Annotated in this window: 8 protein-coding genes; 4 read left to right on the forward strand and 4 right to left on the reverse strand. The window is 70.8% G+C overall.

Features of this window, described 5'->3' with window-relative positions; genetic code table 11:
- Positions 1-55: 55 nt before the first annotated feature.
- Positions 56-967 carry a pseudouridine-5'-phosphate glycosidase gene (locus tag G4D85_RS47935; protein ID WP_164021749.1) on the forward strand — a complete coding sequence of 304 codons (912 nt, stop codon included), beginning with the start codon at positions 56-58 and terminating at the stop codon, positions 965-967.
- 48 nt (positions 968-1015) lie between these two features.
- Here the strand turns inward: G4D85_RS47935 and G4D85_RS47940 are convergent, their stop codons facing one another.
- The gene (locus G4D85_RS47940; protein WP_164021751.1) at positions 1016-1501 is read right to left on the reverse strand and encodes a GAF domain-containing protein; all 486 of its coding nucleotides are present in this window, start codon (positions 1499-1501) and stop codon (positions 1016-1018) included.
- A gap of 101 nt (positions 1502-1602) precedes the next feature.
- Here G4D85_RS47940 and G4D85_RS47945 point away from each other — a divergent pair, with 101 nt between their 5' ends.
- On the forward strand, positions 1603-2340 hold the full coding sequence (locus tag G4D85_RS47945) for an NAD-dependent deacylase (protein WP_164021752.1): 738 nt from the start codon (positions 1603-1605) through the stop codon (positions 2338-2340).
- 6 nt (positions 2341-2346) lie between these two features.
- Here G4D85_RS47945 and G4D85_RS47950 read toward each other — a convergent pair whose 3' ends face one another.
- Positions 2347-3759, reverse strand: coding sequence for a hypothetical protein (locus G4D85_RS47950; RefSeq protein WP_164021755.1), 1413 nt, complete (start codon positions 3757-3759; stop codon positions 2347-2349).
- 208 nt (positions 3760-3967) lie between these two features.
- Complete coding sequence (locus G4D85_RS47955; RefSeq protein WP_164021757.1) at positions 3968-5671, reverse strand: serine/threonine protein kinase; 1704 nt, start codon at positions 5669-5671, stop codon at positions 3968-3970.
- Between the two features lie 122 nt (positions 5672-5793).
- On the opposite strand from G4D85_RS47955, the gene G4D85_RS47960 reads away from it, so the two are divergent.
- Positions 5794-7764 (forward strand): ABC-F family ATP-binding cassette domain-containing protein, encoded by a 1971-nt coding sequence (locus G4D85_RS47960; protein WP_164021759.1) that lies wholly within the window; start codon positions 5794-5796, stop codon positions 7762-7764.
- 90 nt (positions 7765-7854) lie between these two features.
- Positions 7855-9228, forward strand: coding sequence for a cytochrome P450 (locus tag G4D85_RS47965; protein ID WP_275900423.1), 1374 nt, complete (start codon positions 7855-7857; stop codon positions 9226-9228).
- A gap of 34 nt (positions 9229-9262) precedes the next feature.
- Here G4D85_RS47965 and G4D85_RS47970 read toward each other — a convergent pair.
- The coding region (locus G4D85_RS47970) for a non-ribosomal peptide synthetase (protein WP_164021762.1) at positions 9263-15821 on the reverse strand (6559 nt) is incomplete at its 5' end.

Raw genomic sequence — 15821 nt, forward strand, 5'->3', positions numbered from 1 at the left:
CGTTTCCCCACGGCACCGCTTGTCCGCATGCCCGCCCGGGATTAAACGCGCGACCATGGAACTGCGCTTTTCGGACGAGGTGCGCCGCGCTCGCGACGCCGGGCAACCCATCGTGGCCCTGGAGACGAGCGTCGTCGCCCAGGGGCTGCCGTACCCGGACAATCTCGCCGCGGCCCGAGCCTGCGAGGAGGCCATCCGCCGCGTCGGCGCCGTCCCCGCCGCCATCGCCGTGGTGGATGGAGAGGTGTGCATCGGCCTGGAGGAGCCGGCCATGCGCCGGCTCGCCGAGGGCAAGGAGCGCCTGCTCAAGCTGGGCTCGAGAGACCTCGCCATCGCCGTGGCCACCCGCGCCTCCGGTGGCACCACCGTGAGCGCCACCTGCGAGCTGGCCGCCGCGGCCGGCATCCACGTCTTCGCCACCGGCGGCATCGGCGGAGTCCACCGCGGTGCCGCCGAGCACTGGGACATCTCCCAGGACATCGCCGCGCTCGCCCGCTACCCCGTCGCCGTGGTGTGCGCGGGCGCCAAGTCCGTGCTGGACCTGCCCAAGACGATGGAGCTGCTGGAGACGGCCGGGGTGCCCGTCATCGGAGTGGGCACCGACGAGCTGCCGTCCTTCTACAGCCGTGGCTCCGGAATCAAGCTGGAGCACCGCGTGGACGACGTGGACACGGCCGCGCGCATCGCCCGCGCCCGCTTCGAGGCGCTCGGGCAGGGCGGGGTGCTCTACACCGTGCCCCCGCCCGAGGAGACGTCGCTGCCGCGCAACGAGGTGGAGCTGCACATCGCCTCCACGCTCGCGGACGCGGAGCGGCAGGGCGTGCGTGGCAAGGCCGTGACGCCGTTCCTCCTGTCGGAGATGGCGAAGCGCACCGGTGGCAAGACGCTCAAGGCCAACCTGGCGCTGCTCATCAACAACGCCCGCTTCGCCGGGCAGCTGGCCGTGGCCTACGCCCGGGGCGCCTGAAGACGGTACGACGGGGCGGAGCCGATGCGCTCCGCCCCGGGCACGACGCTACTTCTGGAACCAGCGCATCAGGTCTTCCAGCTCGCGACGGTCCACGTCGTCGAAGGTGCCCTTGTGCTCGGAGTCGATGTCGAGCACGGCGATGAGCTCGCGCTTCCGGTTGAACACCGGGACGACGATTTCCGACGCCGAGCGCCCGTCGCAGGTGATGTGGCCAGGAAAGGCGTGCACGTCGGCCACCACCTGCGTCTCGCCGGTGGCGGCGGCCACGCCGCAGACACCCTTGCCGAAGTGGATCTCCAGGCACCCGAGCGTGCCCTGGTAGGGCCCCACGCGCAGCAGCTTGCCCGGCGTCACCACCCGGTAGAAGCCCGTCCACAGGTGCCCGAAGGCGTGGTGCAGCAGGCAGCTCATGGACGCCATGCCCGCGATGTCGTCGTCGATGCCCTCGAGCACCGCGAGCACATGCTGCTTCAACTCAGCGTAGGCCTCCGCTTTCGGCTGGCCGCGCAGATCCAGGGTGACTTCCGCCATGATGTGGACCTCGGACAGGGAACCTTCGTCGGAGCGTCAGGCCCCGGCGATGTCGTCGTCCCTCAATATCCCGAATCATTCTCCATCACACGGGAGGCGTCATGGAACACCTCATCCTGGACTCGAATACCTGGCTGCTCGTCCTCACCGGAGCGGGCGTCTCTGCTGAGAGTGGAGTCCCCACCTTTCGCGGAATGGACGGACTCTGGGAGAACCATCCCATTGAGGATGTGGCCTCGCCGCAGGGCTTCGTGAAGGACCCCACGCTGGTGTGGCGCTTCTACTCGCAGCGCCGGGCGGGGGCCGCCGCCGTGCACCCCAACCCGGGCCATGACGCGCTCGTGGCGTGGGAGCGCCACCTCGGCGACCGCTTCCTCCTGGCCACCCAGAACGTGGACGGCCTGCACCGCCGGGCGGGCAGCCAGCGCGTGGTGGAGATGCACGGCAACCTCTTCAAGACGCGATGCAGCAAGTGCAAGCGTCCCCCGTTCGACGACACCACCGTGTACCCGAATGGCACCGTGCCCACGTGTGATGCGTGTGGGGGGCGGCTGCGGCCCCACATCGTCTGGTTCGGCGAGTACCTGGACCCGGATGACATGTCGCGCATCGAGGACTTCGCGCTGCGCGGCTCCACGTCTGGCGGACGGTTCGTCTTCCTCGCCGCGGGCACCTCCGGCGTCGTGTACCCGGCCGCCGGCATCGTGGACCGTGTCCGCGAGGCCGGCGGGGAGACGTGGCTCGTCAACCTGGATCCGGCGGAGAACTCCACCCGCTTCGAGTACAGCGTCACCGGCAAGAGTGGCGAGGTGCTCCCGAAGCTGGCGAAGCTGGCGTGAGGCGGGCTACTGCGCCTCGCCCAGCAGGAAGCTGAAGTCGGCGGACGAGCCTCCGTCCGCCGTCGTCGCGAACTTGTGGCAGCCGAGGCAGCTCGCCGTCGGCTGGATGAAGGTCTCCATCGTCACGTTGGCCAGGGGCGTGGGCGTGCCCTGGGGCGCGCCGCCCGTGGCCCACTGGGTGCTGATGAGCTGGTAGTTCGCCCAGACGGAGCCCTTGAGCAGTCCGCGGTAGTAGTCATTGAGGCCGGGGGACAGCTCGTCCGCCTGGATGGGCGTGGTGCGGACCACCTGCACGGGCGCGTTGAGCGGGCCGCCATCCGGCGCCAGCTCCGTGTACGGCTTCTGCGCCGTCTGCGTGTTGTCCTGGCAGTTGGGGCAGTGCGGGTTGAAGAAGGACGACGTGGTGTTGTCCACGTGCTCGAAGGTGGACCAGAACCAGGTCGTCTGCGTCTCCGTCTTGTGGATGATGTGCAGGCCCACCAGGCCCACGGTGACGGGGTTGGCGCCGGGGCTCGAGTCACCCGCCTCATCGTTGAAGACCCACGCCTTGCGCATGTAGAAGCGCTTGCCGGAGACCTCCGACGGGCTCAGCACCTTCCACGACGCCTTGATTTCCATGGCGCCCACCGGGCCGCAGGGCTTGCCGTTACAGGGGCCGGGATTCTGGTTGGGCCCCGTCGGGAAGCTGACCGTCACGCCGTTCTGCCCGGCCGCGTTCCACAGGTTGTTGGCGATGAGGTAGTTGTACTCGTCCAGGTTGACGCGCTTCTCGTAGCGGACGAAGCGCCCGTTCTGGTCCGTCAGCGGGCCGCCCACGGCCTGGCCGATGCCTCCGAATCGCTCCGCGACGAGGTCCGACGCCTTGGAGTCGCTCACCAGCACCTTGTCCACGCGGCCCGCTGCCACCTGGAGGCGCTCGGCGGGCGTCGCCGCCCTCAGCCGCAGCAATTGCTTCTCGACGGCGGCCGGCGTGGCGAAGGTGCACCACTTGCCGGGAGCCCCCGCGTCCGGCGCCACGAAGATGTCCGAATCCTGGGGGTACGTCTCCCAGACCACCGGGCCCTGGCCGCTCAGGATGCTGTTCTGCGTGTCCGGCAGGCATGAGCTCGTGTCCGCCGGCCAGTTCATCGCGATGAAGGTGTTCCAGGAGTAGACGTCCACGTCGCTCTGGAACTCTCCGTGGCGCGAGCACGCATCCACGGGAGGACTGGAGAGCGCGGCGGTGATGGACGTGGCGCACGTGGAGCCCGGGCACGTCGGGTCCGGGTCGCACGCGGGGGGGAGTGCCTGCGCTCCCACCTGCGTCCCTCCAGGTGGCTTCGGGCCGGTGGAGGACGCGGTGGTACAGGCGACGACGGCGGCACTGGCCAGCGCGCAGGCCAGCAGCAGGCGGCGCACGAGGGGCGGAAGGACGTTCATCGGGAGACCTCGGGAGCAGGGGGACGCATGACGACGGCCCATACTCCCAGTGCAAGGCCCGGGCCTCCTTCTCCGAAGGGCCGGCTACCCCTGCGCCCGCAGCGCACGCGCGAGCCCCATGAGGGACGCCGGGGCCGCACGCGTCGCGACGGGACGCGGCCGCGTCGGCCCGTGACGCGGCGGTGGGCCCTCGCTGGCGACGGAGGCGCTACTCGAAGACGGAGATGTCCTGCCCGCCGCCCTGCTTCGGGGGCTTCGTCGTCGCGCGAGGCGGAGGCGCGGCGCGCACCGGCTCCAGCGTCACGTCGACGGCCTGGCTGTCTCCGGCGATGCGGCGGAAGTTGAGCGTCCGCTCCTCGCTCTTGTGTCCGGATAGCCGGAAGCTGAGCGCGTACACCTTGTCGCGGGGCAGCTCGAGCTTGATGGGCGTGGTGCCCAGCATCTCCTCGCCCTCGTAGATGGAGGCGCCGGACGGCGTCGAGCTGAACGACACGAGGATGTTCTGCGACGCCGTGCTCGGCTGGCTCCCGGAGTTGTCAGCGGCCACCGGCGTGGGCTTGGGGGTGGGGGCCTCGCGTGGAAGCTCCGTTCCCGGCTGCGTCCCGCCACCCTGCGTCCCCAGCACCACCGCGGCACCGATGCCGAGCAGCAGCAGCGGCACCGCCACCAGCGCCGCCTTCTTGCCGGTGGACATGCCTTCCGGCGCGGGAGGCGGGGGCGGAGGCGCCGGGGCGGGGCGGGGTGCGGCCGGACGCGCGCGGCTCGGGGACGAGCCACTGCCCGGCATCCCCTTGCTCTTCTCGACGACGACGTTGGACGGCGTGGAGCCCCGGCCCATGGCGGGAGCCCCCCCCACGCGGGACGAGCGCACGCCGCTGCCGCTCCCACCGGGACGGCCGGCGCGGCTTCCGGAGCCCGCCCTGCTGCCACTGCCGCGCTCGGGGTGGCTCGAGCTGACGCCGCCGCTGGGCATCGCGTCGAGCTCCTCGGGCGACAGGTCCGCGACGGTGTCCAGCATCGCGTCGATGAACTCCTGCGCGTTCTGGTAGCGGTCCTCCTTCTCCGGAGAGAGCGCCTTCTTGAAGAACGCATCCAGCGCGGCCGGCACCGGCGCGCCCTGGCGCTTGCTGTTCACCGCCGGCACCGGCTGCGTCAGGGACGCGGTGAGCGCCTTGCGCACGGTGTTGGCGCCGTACGGCGAGCTGCCCGTGAGGCAGAAGTAGAGGACGCCCGCCATGGAGTACAGGTCCGAGCGCTGGTCCACGGCCTCGCCGCCGGCCTGCTCGGGCGGCATGTACTGCGGCGTGCCCAGCACCTGCCCGGTGGAGGTGAGCTGCTCCTCCTCCTCGGCCTCCATCGCCTTCACCAGGCCGAAGTCCAGCACCTTGACGAAGTCCCGGCCGCTGAGCTGCTGCACCATGATGTTGTGCGGCTTGAGGTCCCGGTGCACGCAGCCCTCGGCGTGCGCGTGCGCGAGCCCCTGGCAGGCCTGCTCGATGAGGCTCACCGCGCGGCGCAGGGACATGGGGCCCTCACGCTTGACCATCTCCTTGAGGCTCTCGCCCTGCAGGAGCTCCATCACGAAGTAGCAGGTGCCGTCCTGCGCGCGGCCGAAGTCGAAGATGGTGATGACGTTGGGGTGGCGCAGCCGGCTGGCAATCTCGGCCTCGCGGCGGAAGCGCTCGAAGAACTGGGGCGCCGCGGCCAGCGACGGGTTCAGCGTCTTCACCGCCACCGCGCGCTGCACGGACGTCTGCGTGGCGCGGAACACCATGCCCATGCCGCCCTGGCCCAGCACGCTCTCAATCTTGTAGCGACCGTCGAGCACCTGGCCGAGGAGCTGGAGGCTCTGGCCTGAGCAGAGGTGGTCGACGCCGTCGGTGCTTCCGCAATGGGGGCAGGGGGCAGCCATGTGGGCCGGAGTATAGGCAGGCCCTGGCCGGGCGCGGAACGGGGCTGGAAGGCCCCGGAGCGGGCGGGCAGGCATATCTGACGTTCCCGAGGCGCCCCAGGGCTGTTACATCCCCGCCCGCCATGAGCCTCGTCATCGCCCAGGACCTCTGCCTCTCCTATGGAAAGAAGGTCCTCTTCGACAACGACAACTTCACTCTCGGACCCAGGGACCGTGTAGGTCTGGTGGGCGCCAATGGGACGGGCAAGAGCTCGTTGATGAAGATCCTGGCCGGGGTGAGTCAGCCCGACTCCGGGACGGTGCAGTACGCCCGGAAGGCCCGGGCGGGCTACCTGCCCCAGGAAATCGCCGGCTTGCCCGAGGGGACGGTGGTGGAGGCGGTGCTGAGCACCGTGCCCGGCCGCGACACCATGGAGGCCCGGCTGCGGGAGACCGAGGCGGCGCTTGCCGAGGCCACCGACGAGGACGACCAGCTGGAGCTGTCCCAGTCCCTGGCGGACCTGCACGCGGAGCTGGACGACTTCGAGAACCGCTACGGCAAGCACCACGCCGAGCGCATCCTCAAGGGCCTGGGCTTCCGGGACGCGGACCTGCTCAAGCCCACCTCGGCGCTGTCCGGCGGCTGGCGCATGCGCGCGGCGCTGGCCGGGCTGCTCCTCCAGGACCCGGACCTGCTCCTGCTGGACGAGCCCACCAACCACCTGGACGTGCCCACGCTCACGTGGTTCGACGACTTCATGCGCCGCTCCAACAAGGCGCTGGTCCTCATCTCCCACGACAAGGACTTCCTCAACCGGCAGATCAACCGGGTGGTGTCCCTGGAGCTGGAGGGCGTGCGCGAGTACGCCGGCAACTACGACGACTACAAGCGCCTGCGCGCGGAGGAGAAGGAGCTGCTCAGGGCCCGCGCTGAGAAGGTCGAGGCCCGCCGCGCGGAGCTGCAGGGCTTCATCGACCGGTTCGGCGCCAAGGCCACCAAGGCGCGGCAGGCGCAGAGCCGCGCGAAGATGCTGGAGAAGATGGAGAAGGTGCAGGTCCTCGAGGAGCGGACCACCATGCACTTCCGCTTCCCGGAGGTGGAGCGGAGCGGGCGTGACGTGGTGACGCTGGAGGACATCACCAAGCGGTACGGCGCGCAGACGGTGTACGACGGCCTCTCCGCGCGACTGGAGCGCGGGCAGCGCATCGCCGTGGTGGGCGCCAACGGCGCGGGCAAGACGACGCTGCTGAAGATGGTCGCGGGCGAGCTGGTGCCGGACACGGGCAAGGTGACGCTCGGGCACAACGTGGTGGTGGGCTATTACGCGCAGCACCACGCGGACAAGCTGGACCGGCAGAACACCATCATCGAAGAGGTGCGGCCGCTCGCGGCGGACAAGCCGGAGAGCTACGTGCGCGGCGTGCTGGGCGCCTTCCTCTTCAGCGGCGACGACGTGACGAAGCCCATCGGCGTGCTCAGCGGCGGTGAGCGCGCGCGCGTGGCGCTGGCCAAGCTGCTGCTGGTGCCCTCCAACTTCCTGTTGATGGACGAGCCCACCAACCACCTGGACCTGGACTCGTCCGAGATGCTGATTGAGGCGCTGAAGAGCTACACGGGCACGCTGCTCTTCGTCAGCCACAACCGCAGCTTCATCAACAACCTGTGCACGCACGTGTGGGAAGTGGCGGGCGGGAAGCTGACGCCGCACCCGGGCAACCTGGACGACTACCTGTACCACCAGCAGCAGCTCCGTCAGGCGGCGGATGCCGCGGCGGCAGCGGCGGGCCTGGCCCGGGGCGACAAGCCGTCCTCGGGGCCGGTGACGGAGAAGGACCGCAAGCGGATGGAGGCCGAGGCGCGCCAGCGCCGCAGCGTGGTGGAAGGCCCCCTCAAGAAGGAGATCGCGAAGCTGGAGGAGCGCATCGCCGCGATTGAAGCCGAGCAGAAGGCGCGTGAGGCGCAGCTCGCGGACCCCGCCCTCTACAACGACTTCGCGCGCGCCAAGCCGCTGATGGACACGCACCGCGCCGGCAAGGAGGAGCTGGAGAGCCTCTATTCCCGGTGGGAAGCGGCGCAGGAGAAGCTGGCGGAGGCGTCCGCGTCGCTCGGCTGACGGAGGCCAGATGGGGGTGTGGTATCTTTTCCACGCCGGTGAACTGGTTATCCCGCCCGTCCCCCTGAACGACTCCCGGCACTTCGCGCCATGTCACAGCCTGTCCTGTCGCCGCCGCGCTCCCCTCCCTGTCCGAATCGGCTCTCGTTGCTCTGGGCGTTTCTCGCCGAGAAGGGGAACAGGGAACGGTTCGCCTGGCGTGTCGCCCAGCAGTATGGGGACATCGTCTGGCTGAATCTTCCGAAGGAGAGCCTGTACCTCGTCAGCAACCCCGCCTACATCAAGCACTTCCTCGTCGCTCAGGGGGAGGACAACTATCACAAGCAGGGCTTCAGGCCCGGCATCGTGGCGGGCGAGGCCCTGTCGTCGACGAGCAACGGCGCCTTCTGGAAACGGCACCGCCGGATGGTCCAACCGGCCTTCCAGCGGGCCCGGCTGCTCTCCAGCGTGCCCCTCATCGCGGACGCGGTGCGGCGGGTGCTGGACCGCCACTGGGAGCCCCTCCTGCGCAGCGGCGAGCCCATTCTCATGCTGCGGGAGATGTCGCGGCTCGTCCTCTCGGTCATGTCGCAGCTCATCTGCTCCGAGGACCCGAGCGACGAGGTCTCCGAGCTGGTGTGGCGCTACCTCGTGCCCGCCATCTACCCGCGCCCGCCGCATCGCCTGCTGATGAAGCGGAAGTATCCCGACCTGCTGGCGACGGCCCACAAGCTGGACGCCTTCGCCTGGAAGACGGTCCGTGAGCGGATGGCGCAGCCGGAGCAGCCGGACGACATGCTCGGCCTGCTCATCAACGCGCGCGACGAGAAGGACGAGCGGATGACGGAGCGGGAGGTGCGTGACGAGTTCATGGACCTCTTCTACGGCGGGCACGTCTCCACGGGGCTGGCCCTCTGCTGGATGTGGTACCGCCTGGACGCCCATCCCGAGGTGTTCACGCGCATGGCGGAGTCGGTCGAGCAGGCCCTGGGCGGGCGTGCTCCCACGGCAGCGGACGTGCCGTCCCTCGAATACGTGAATCAGGTCTTCAACGAGACCCTGCGGCACCATCCGCCCGCGCCCGGCGTGAGCCGGCTCGCCGTCAAGGCCGACACGATTGGCGACTTCGCTGTCCCGGAAGGGACGCTCGTCTGCATGAGCAACTACGTCATGCACCACAAGCCGGAGTTCTGGCGGAACCCGGAGGCCTTCGACCCCGAGCACTTCTCCGCGGAGCAGGTGCAGGCACGGCCCCGGTTCGTCTTCATGCCCTTTGGCGGCGGGCAGCGCGTGTGCATCGGGGCCATGCTCGCCTCGCTCATCGCCCAGGTCTCCACGGCGTTGATGCTCCAGCGCTACCGGCTGGAGCTCGTCCCGGGGACGAAGGTCGTTCCCAAGACGGGCGGCGCGCACTTCCCGCACAACCTGTGGATGAAGGTGCTGCCGGCGAAGCAGCCGGCGCTGCCCGAAGCCAGGGTGGCCTGAGCTCGGCGCACCCCGGTCGTGTTGCCGCCCCCGCCTACGCCGCGGGGGCCTCGTCATCCTCCTCGTCCTGGCGGGCCTTCGCGAGCAGCATCGCCAGCTGCTCCGCCAGCACCTGGACGTGGGGCGCGCGCAGCACGCTGTAGTGGTTGCCGGGCACCTCGCACAGCACCAGCCCTTCGCTGCTCAGGGCTCCCCAGCCGCGGTCGGGTGTCTCCGCCGGAGCCTCGCTGGCGCGCAGCATGGCGATGCGGCCGGCGAGCGGCGCGGGTGCGTAGTGCTTCATCGCGCGCAGGTTGCTGGCGAAGACGTCGAACAGGTTGCGCACCTGGGGCAGCCCCACCTCCGGGACGAGCAGGCCCGCCTGGCGGCCTTCTTCCAGCAGGTTTGCGAGCACCGCGTCGGGGCCCTGCTCCAGCACCGCCGCATCCGGCCGCCACGCCTCGCGCGCGGCGAGCTGGCCCTGGTCCCTGGCGAACTGCGCCACCACCTGACGCGGGTCGTCCACGTCGAGGCTCACCCGGTCCGCGGTGGCGGGGCTGGGGTCGATGAGTGCCAGCAGCTCCACGGCCTCGCCGCGGGCCTGGAGCTGGCGAGCCATCTCGAAGGCCACCAGCGCGCCCATGGACCAGCCGCCGAGCAGGTAGGGCCCGTGGGGTTGGACGGTGCGGAGGGCCTCGAGGTAGAGCGCCGCCATCTCCTCCACGGCGCCCAGCGGCGGCTGCTGCCCGGCCAGGCCCTGGGACTGGAGCCCGTAGAAGGGCTGGTCCGGTCCGAGCTGCCGCGCGAGCTCCGCGTAGCCCAGCACGTTGCCACCCACGGGGTGGACGCAGAAGAAGGGCCGGCGGGTGCCGCCACGCTGGATGGGGACCAGCGGCGAGGAGGGCGCCGGCACCTGCCGCCGCAGCAGCGTCGCGAGCTGCTCCACGGTGGGCGCCTGGAACAGTGCGGCCAGGGGAAGTTCGCGGCCGGTGCGCTCGCGGATGCGGGCCATGAGCTGCACGGCGAGCAGCGAGTGGCCACCCAGCTCGAAGAAGCTGCTCCTCACGCCGATGGGACGGATGCGCAGCAGCTCCTCCCAGAGGCCGGCCAGCTCCAGCTCGAGCGGGTCTCTCGGCGCCACGAAGCCTTCCGTGGACGCCAGCCCTCCTGCCTCCGGCGCGGGAAGCGCCTTGCGGTCGACCTTGCCGTTGGAAGTCAGGGGGAGGGTGTCGAGCGGCACGAGGACGCCGGGCACCATGTACTCGGGGAGGTGCTCCTTGAGGAAGGCGCGTAGCGCGGAGGCGTCAGCCGGGGCGGAAGAGGTAACGTAGGCCACGAGGCGCTGGTCGCCGGGCGAGTCCTCACGCACGAGGACGGCGGCCTCGCGCACGTCGGGGTGGCGAGCGAGGGTGGCTTCGATTTCGCCCAGCTCGATGCGGAAGCCGCGCAGCTTCACCTGGAAGTCGATGCGGCCGAGGTACTCCAGCGTGCCGTCCTCGAGCCACCGCACCTTGTCGCCGGTGCGGTACATGCGCGCGCCGGGGGCGGTGCTGAAGGGGTTCGCCAGGAACTTCTCGGCGGTGAGGTCGGGGCGCGCGAGGTAGCCGCGGGCGAGGCCTGCGCCAGAGAGGAACAGCTCACCGGGCACGCCCACGGGGACGGGCCGCAGGTGCGAGTCGAGCACGTAGGCCCGCACGTTGAGCAGGGGCCCGCCAATGGTGGGCCGGGAGGCGGGCGCCAGGGGGAAGGTGGTGGCGTCGACGGTGGCCTCGGTGGGGCCGTAGACGTTGAAGGTGCGGGTGCGCTCGGAGGCGGCGAGCACCTTCCAGGTGGCTTCGTCGAGCGCCTCACCGCCGGGCACCAGCAGCTCCGGCGCGTGGGCGCCGTCCAGCAGGCCTTCCTGCAACAGCAGGCGCAGCAGCGAAGGCGTGCAGTCCAGCGCCTGGAGGCGGTGGCGGGCCACCCAGCCGACAAGGGCCCGCGGGTCCTGGCGCAGGGCGTCCGGGACGATGAAGAGGCAGTGGCCGTCGAGGAGCTGGACGAGCTGCTGGACGGACGCGTCGAAGGCCAGGGGCGCGTTGAGGCTGACGCGGGCGCCGGCAGCCAGGCCCGCGTAGACGCTGGCGCGCAGCGCGCGGTGCAGGTTGAGCACCGAGCGGTGCTCAATCATCACGCCCTTGGGCAGACCGGTGGAGCCGGAGGTGTAGATGACGTAGGCGAGGGCCTCGGGGGAGGTGGCCAGCGCGGGGTTGTGTGAGGGCAGCGAGGCCAGCAGCGGGGCCTGCGAGTCCAGGCACAGCAGGAGGGTGTCGTCAGGGCGCCAGGAGGCGTCGAGGTGCTGCTGGGAGAGCAGCACGGGCGAAGCGCAGTCCTTCATGGCGAAGGCGCGGCGAGCGGCGGGCCAGGAGGGGTCCAGGGGGACGTAGGCGCCGCCGGCCTTCATGACGCCGAGCAGGGCCACCAGCATGTCGACGGAGCGCTCGAAGCAGAGGGCGACCCGGACATTGGGGCCCACGCCGAGCGAGCGCAGGTGGTGCGCGAGCTGGTTGGCGCGGGCGTTGAGCTGGGCGAAGGAGAGGACGGTGTCCTCGAAGCGCACGGAGGGCGCGTCGGGGGTGAGGGCGGCCTGCTGCTCGAAGGCGTGGTGGAAGCTGGACTCGACAGGCGCTTCGGACGCCGTGTCGTTCCAGGCGTGCAGCACCTGCTGACGCTCGGCGGAGGAGAGCAGCGACAGCTCGGCCAGAGGCGAGTCCGGGCGGGCGGCCACGGCCTCCAGCAGCTCACCCAGGTGGCGCACCATGCGGGAGGCGGTGGCGTGGGTGAAGAGGTCGGTGCTGAACTGGAGGCTGCCGCCGAAGCCTTCCGGCGACTCAGCCAGGTTGAGGGTTAGCTCGAACTTGGCCGCGGCGGTGTCCTCGGTCTCCAGCGGGCGCAGCGACAGGCCGGGCAGGGCGATGCTCTGCACGGGGGTGTTCTGGAGCGAGAAGAGCGCCTGGAACAGAGGTGAGCGACTCATGTCGCGCACCGGCTGCAGCTCCTCGACGAGCTTCTCGAACGGCACATCCTGGTGCTCGTAGGCACCCAGGGTGGTCTGCCGCACCTGCGCGAGGAGCTGGAGGAAGGAGGCGTGCGGGCGGATGCGAGCGCGCAGAACGAGCGTATTGACGAAGAAGCCGATGAGGCTCTCCAGCTCGGAGAAGCGGCGACCCGCGATGGGGGTGCCGACGACGACGTCGTCCTGGCCGGAGTAGCGCGACAGCAGCAATTGGAAGGAGGTCAGCAGCAGCATGAAGGGCGTGGCGCCTTCGCGCTGGGCCAGGGCCTTGAGGGACTCGCTCAGCTCGCGCGACAGGCGCACGGGCACCGAAGCGCCGCGAGGCGACAGGACGGGCGGACGCGGGAAGTCGGTGGGCAGCTCCAGGTGCGCGGGCGCGCCAGACAGGTGCTGCTTCCACCAGCCCACTTCCCGGGCGAGTCCTTCGCCTCGCAGCCAGGAGCGCTGCCAGAGGGCGTAGTCGGCGTACTGCACGGGCAACTCGGGCAGCGGTGAAGACCGGTCGGCGAGGAAGGCCTCGTAGAGCGCGGCCAGCTCGCGCACCAGCACGCCCATGGACCAGCCGTCGGAGACGACGTGGTGCATGTTGAGCAGCAGCGCGTGCCGAGCTTCAGCCAGGCGGAGGAGTGAAGCGCGCAGCAGCGGGCCGGTGGACAGGTTGAAGGGGCTCAGCGCGTCCGCCTCTGCCAGGCGACGTGCCTCGGCCTCGCGGTCCTCGCGCGAGGACAGGTCCACCACGGCCAGGCGGAAGGCCGCGGGCGGGGCGATGAGCTGGATGGGCGTGCCGTCCACTTCGCCGAATGTGGTGCGCAGGACCTCGTGGCGGCGCACCAGCTCGGTGAAGGCGCGCTCCAGGGCGGCCACGTCCAGCACGCCGTCCAGCCGCAGGGCGGTGGGCATGTTGTACTGGACGCCGCCGGGCTGGAGCTGGTCCAGGAACCACAGGCGTTGCTGCGCGAAGGACAGCGGCGGGGACGCATCCCTCCTCGACGCGGGCACCAGGGGAGGCAGTGAGGAGCCCGGGGCGGCGTGCTCGATGCGCGCGGCGAGCCCTTCCAGGGTGGAGGCCTCGAAGAGGGCGCGCAGGGGCAGCTCGACGTTGAACGCCGAGCGGATGCGGGCGACGAGCTGGGTGGCGAGCAGGGAGTGGCCGCCCAGCTCGAAGAAGTGGTCGTTGAGGCCCACGCGCTCGACGCGGAGCACCTCGGCCCAGAGCGCGGCCAGTTGCTCTTCGGTGGGCGTCCGTGGCGCCACGTAGGCGCGGGCCAGCAGCGACGCGTCCGGCACGGGCAGCGCCTTCCGGTCCACCTTGCCGTTGGGCGTCAGGGGGAAGGTCTCCATCGCCATGAAGGCCGACGGCACCATGAACTCGGGCAGCCGCTCCTTGAGGAAGGCGCGCAGCGTGGCGACTTCGGGCGGCTGGGCTTGGGACGTGAACCAGGCCACGAGGCGCTTGTCCCCGGGCGAGTCCTCGCGCACCAGCACCAGCGCCTGCTGCACCGCGGGGTGCTGGGTCAGCGCTGCCTCGATTTCGCCCAGCTCGATGCGGAAGCCGCGCAGCTTCACCTGGAAGTCGGTGCGGCCCAGGAACTCCAGCGTGCCGTCGGCGCGCCAGCGCACCAGGTCGCCGGTGCGGTACAGGCGGTCACCTGGGGTGGCGGAGAAGGGATTGGGGACGAAGCGCTCCGCCGTCAGCTCCGGACGGCCCAGGTAGCCGCGGGCCAGGCCCGCGCCGCCGATGAACAGCTCGCCGGGCACGCCCACGGGGACGGGCTGCCCCGCTGCATCCATCACGTAGAGCGTGGTGCCCGACAGGGCGCGGCCGATGGGCGGCCGCTGTCCATCCGGCGCGCACTCCTGGAGGGTGGCGACGACGGTGGCCTCGGTGGGGCCGTACGCGTTGAAGAAGCGGCGACCCGGGGACCAGCGCGCGACGACCTCGGCCGAGCAGGCCTCGCCGCCGGTGAGGACGGTGCGCAGGGCCTCCAGCCCCTCGGTGGGAAGCTGCGCCAGCACGGAGGGCGGCAGCAGCGCCGAGTCGATGGCGTGGCGTTGGAGCAGGCCCACCAGGGAGGGGCCGGGCAGCAGCTCCTCGCGCGGGGCGAGGCACAAGGTCGCTCCCGACAGCAGGGTGGTGGCCACCTCGTACACGGCGGCATCGAAGCTGAAGGAGGCGAACTGCAACATGCGCTGGCCGGGCTGGAGGCCGGTGGCCGACGCCATGTGCCGCACGAGCGCGGGCACTCCGCGGTGGGCGACCATGACGCCCTTGGGCGTGCCGGTGGAGCCGGAGGTGTAGATGACGTACGCGAGGTTGTCGGGTGACGTCAGCGAGGCCGGAGCCGTGGTGGGCCACCGTGCGAGGCCGGTGCTCTCCGAGTCGAGCGCGAGCACGCGCCCGTCGTACGCGGGCAGCTCCGCGCGCACGTGGTCCTGCGTGAGCAGCACCGGAGCGCCGCAGTCCTGGAGCATGAAGGCCAGGCGCTGGAGCGGGTAGGCAGGATCCAGCGGGACGTAGGCGCCGCCGGCCTTGAGCACGCCGAGCTGGCCCACGATGAGGTCGAAGGAGCGCTCCATGCACAGGGCGACGGGCACATCCGGACCCACTCCCAGGTCGCGCAGGGCGTGGGCGAGCTGGTTGGAGCGCTCGTCGAGCTCACGGTAGGTGAGCTGCTCGCGACCGAGGATGAGCGCCGGGGCGTCGGGGGGCCGCCGCGCCTGGGCGGTGAACAGCTCGTGAATGCACGCCGTCTCGGTGACGGCGGCGGCCGGGTCGTTCCACTCGACGAGGAGGGTGTGACGCTCGCTCGGGGTGAGGAGGGGAAGCTCGGCGAGGCGGGTGTCGGGTGAGGCAACGACGGCCTCGAGCAGCGCCTGGAGGTGCGTGGCGAGGCGCTGGACGGTCTCCTCGCGGAACAGGTCGGCGGCGTAGTTGATGGAGCCGAGCAGGCCGTCGGGCGAGGAGGAGAAGGAGAAGGTGAGGTCGAACTTGGCGGTGTGTCCGTCCACCTCGACGGGGTGGATGGAGAGAGCGCTCTGGGAAGCCGACGAGGAGTCCGTCGGCGCGGGAGCGTTCTGGAGGATGAGCATCGCCTGGAAGAGAGGCGAGCGGCTCAAGTCACGCTGGACGTGGAGTTGCTCGACGAGCTTCTCGAAGGGGACGTCCTGGTGAGCGTAGGCGCCCAGAGTCGACTCACGAGCGCGAGTGAGCAGCTGGCGGAAGGAGGGCGAGTCGTCGAGGCGAGCGCGAAGTGCGAGGGTGTTGACGAAGAAGCCGATGAGGCCTTCGAGCTCGGAGAAGCGGCGGCCAGCGATGGGAGAGCCGACGACGACGTCGTCCTGGCCGGAGTAGCGGGAGAGCAGGGCCTGGGTGGAGGCGAGCAGGGCCATGAAGAGGGTGGCGCCCTCTTTCTGGCTGAGAGCTTCCAGTGCGCGGCCGAGCTGGGGCGAGAGGCGGAAGCTGACCAGACCGCCACGGAAGGACTGGACGGGCGGGCGGGGGAAGTCGGTGGGCAGCTCCAGCGCATGAGGCGCGCCGGAGAGCTGCTGCTTCCACCAG

Source organism: Pyxidicoccus trucidator, from assembly GCF_010894435.1.
GTDB classification, from domain to species: domain Bacteria; phylum Myxococcota; class Myxococcia; order Myxococcales; family Myxococcaceae; genus Myxococcus; species Myxococcus trucidator.

Coding starts and splice junctions, on each gene's coding strand:
- G4D85_RS47935 (WP_164021749.1), top strand. CDS start 56: ATGGAACTGCGCTTTTCGGACGAGGTGCGCCGCGCTCGCGACGCCGGG.
- G4D85_RS47940 (WP_164021751.1), bottom strand. CDS start 1,501: ATGGCGGAAGTCACCCTGGATCTGCGCGGCCAGCCGAAAGCGGAGGCC.
- G4D85_RS47945 (WP_164021752.1), top strand. CDS start 1,603: ATGGAACACCTCATCCTGGACTCGAATACCTGGCTGCTCGTCCTCACC.
- G4D85_RS47950 (WP_164021755.1), bottom strand. CDS start 3,759: ATGAACGTCCTTCCGCCCCTCGTGCGCCGCCTGCTGCTGGCCTGCGCG.
- G4D85_RS47955 (WP_164021757.1), bottom strand. CDS start 5,671: ATGGCTGCCCCCTGCCCCCATTGCGGAAGCACCGACGGCGTCGACCAC.
- G4D85_RS47960 (WP_164021759.1), top strand. CDS start 5,794: ATGAGCCTCGTCATCGCCCAGGACCTCTGCCTCTCCTATGGAAAGAAG.
- G4D85_RS47965 (WP_275900423.1), top strand. CDS start 7,855: ATGTCACAGCCTGTCCTGTCGCCGCCGCGCTCCCCTCCCTGTCCGAAT.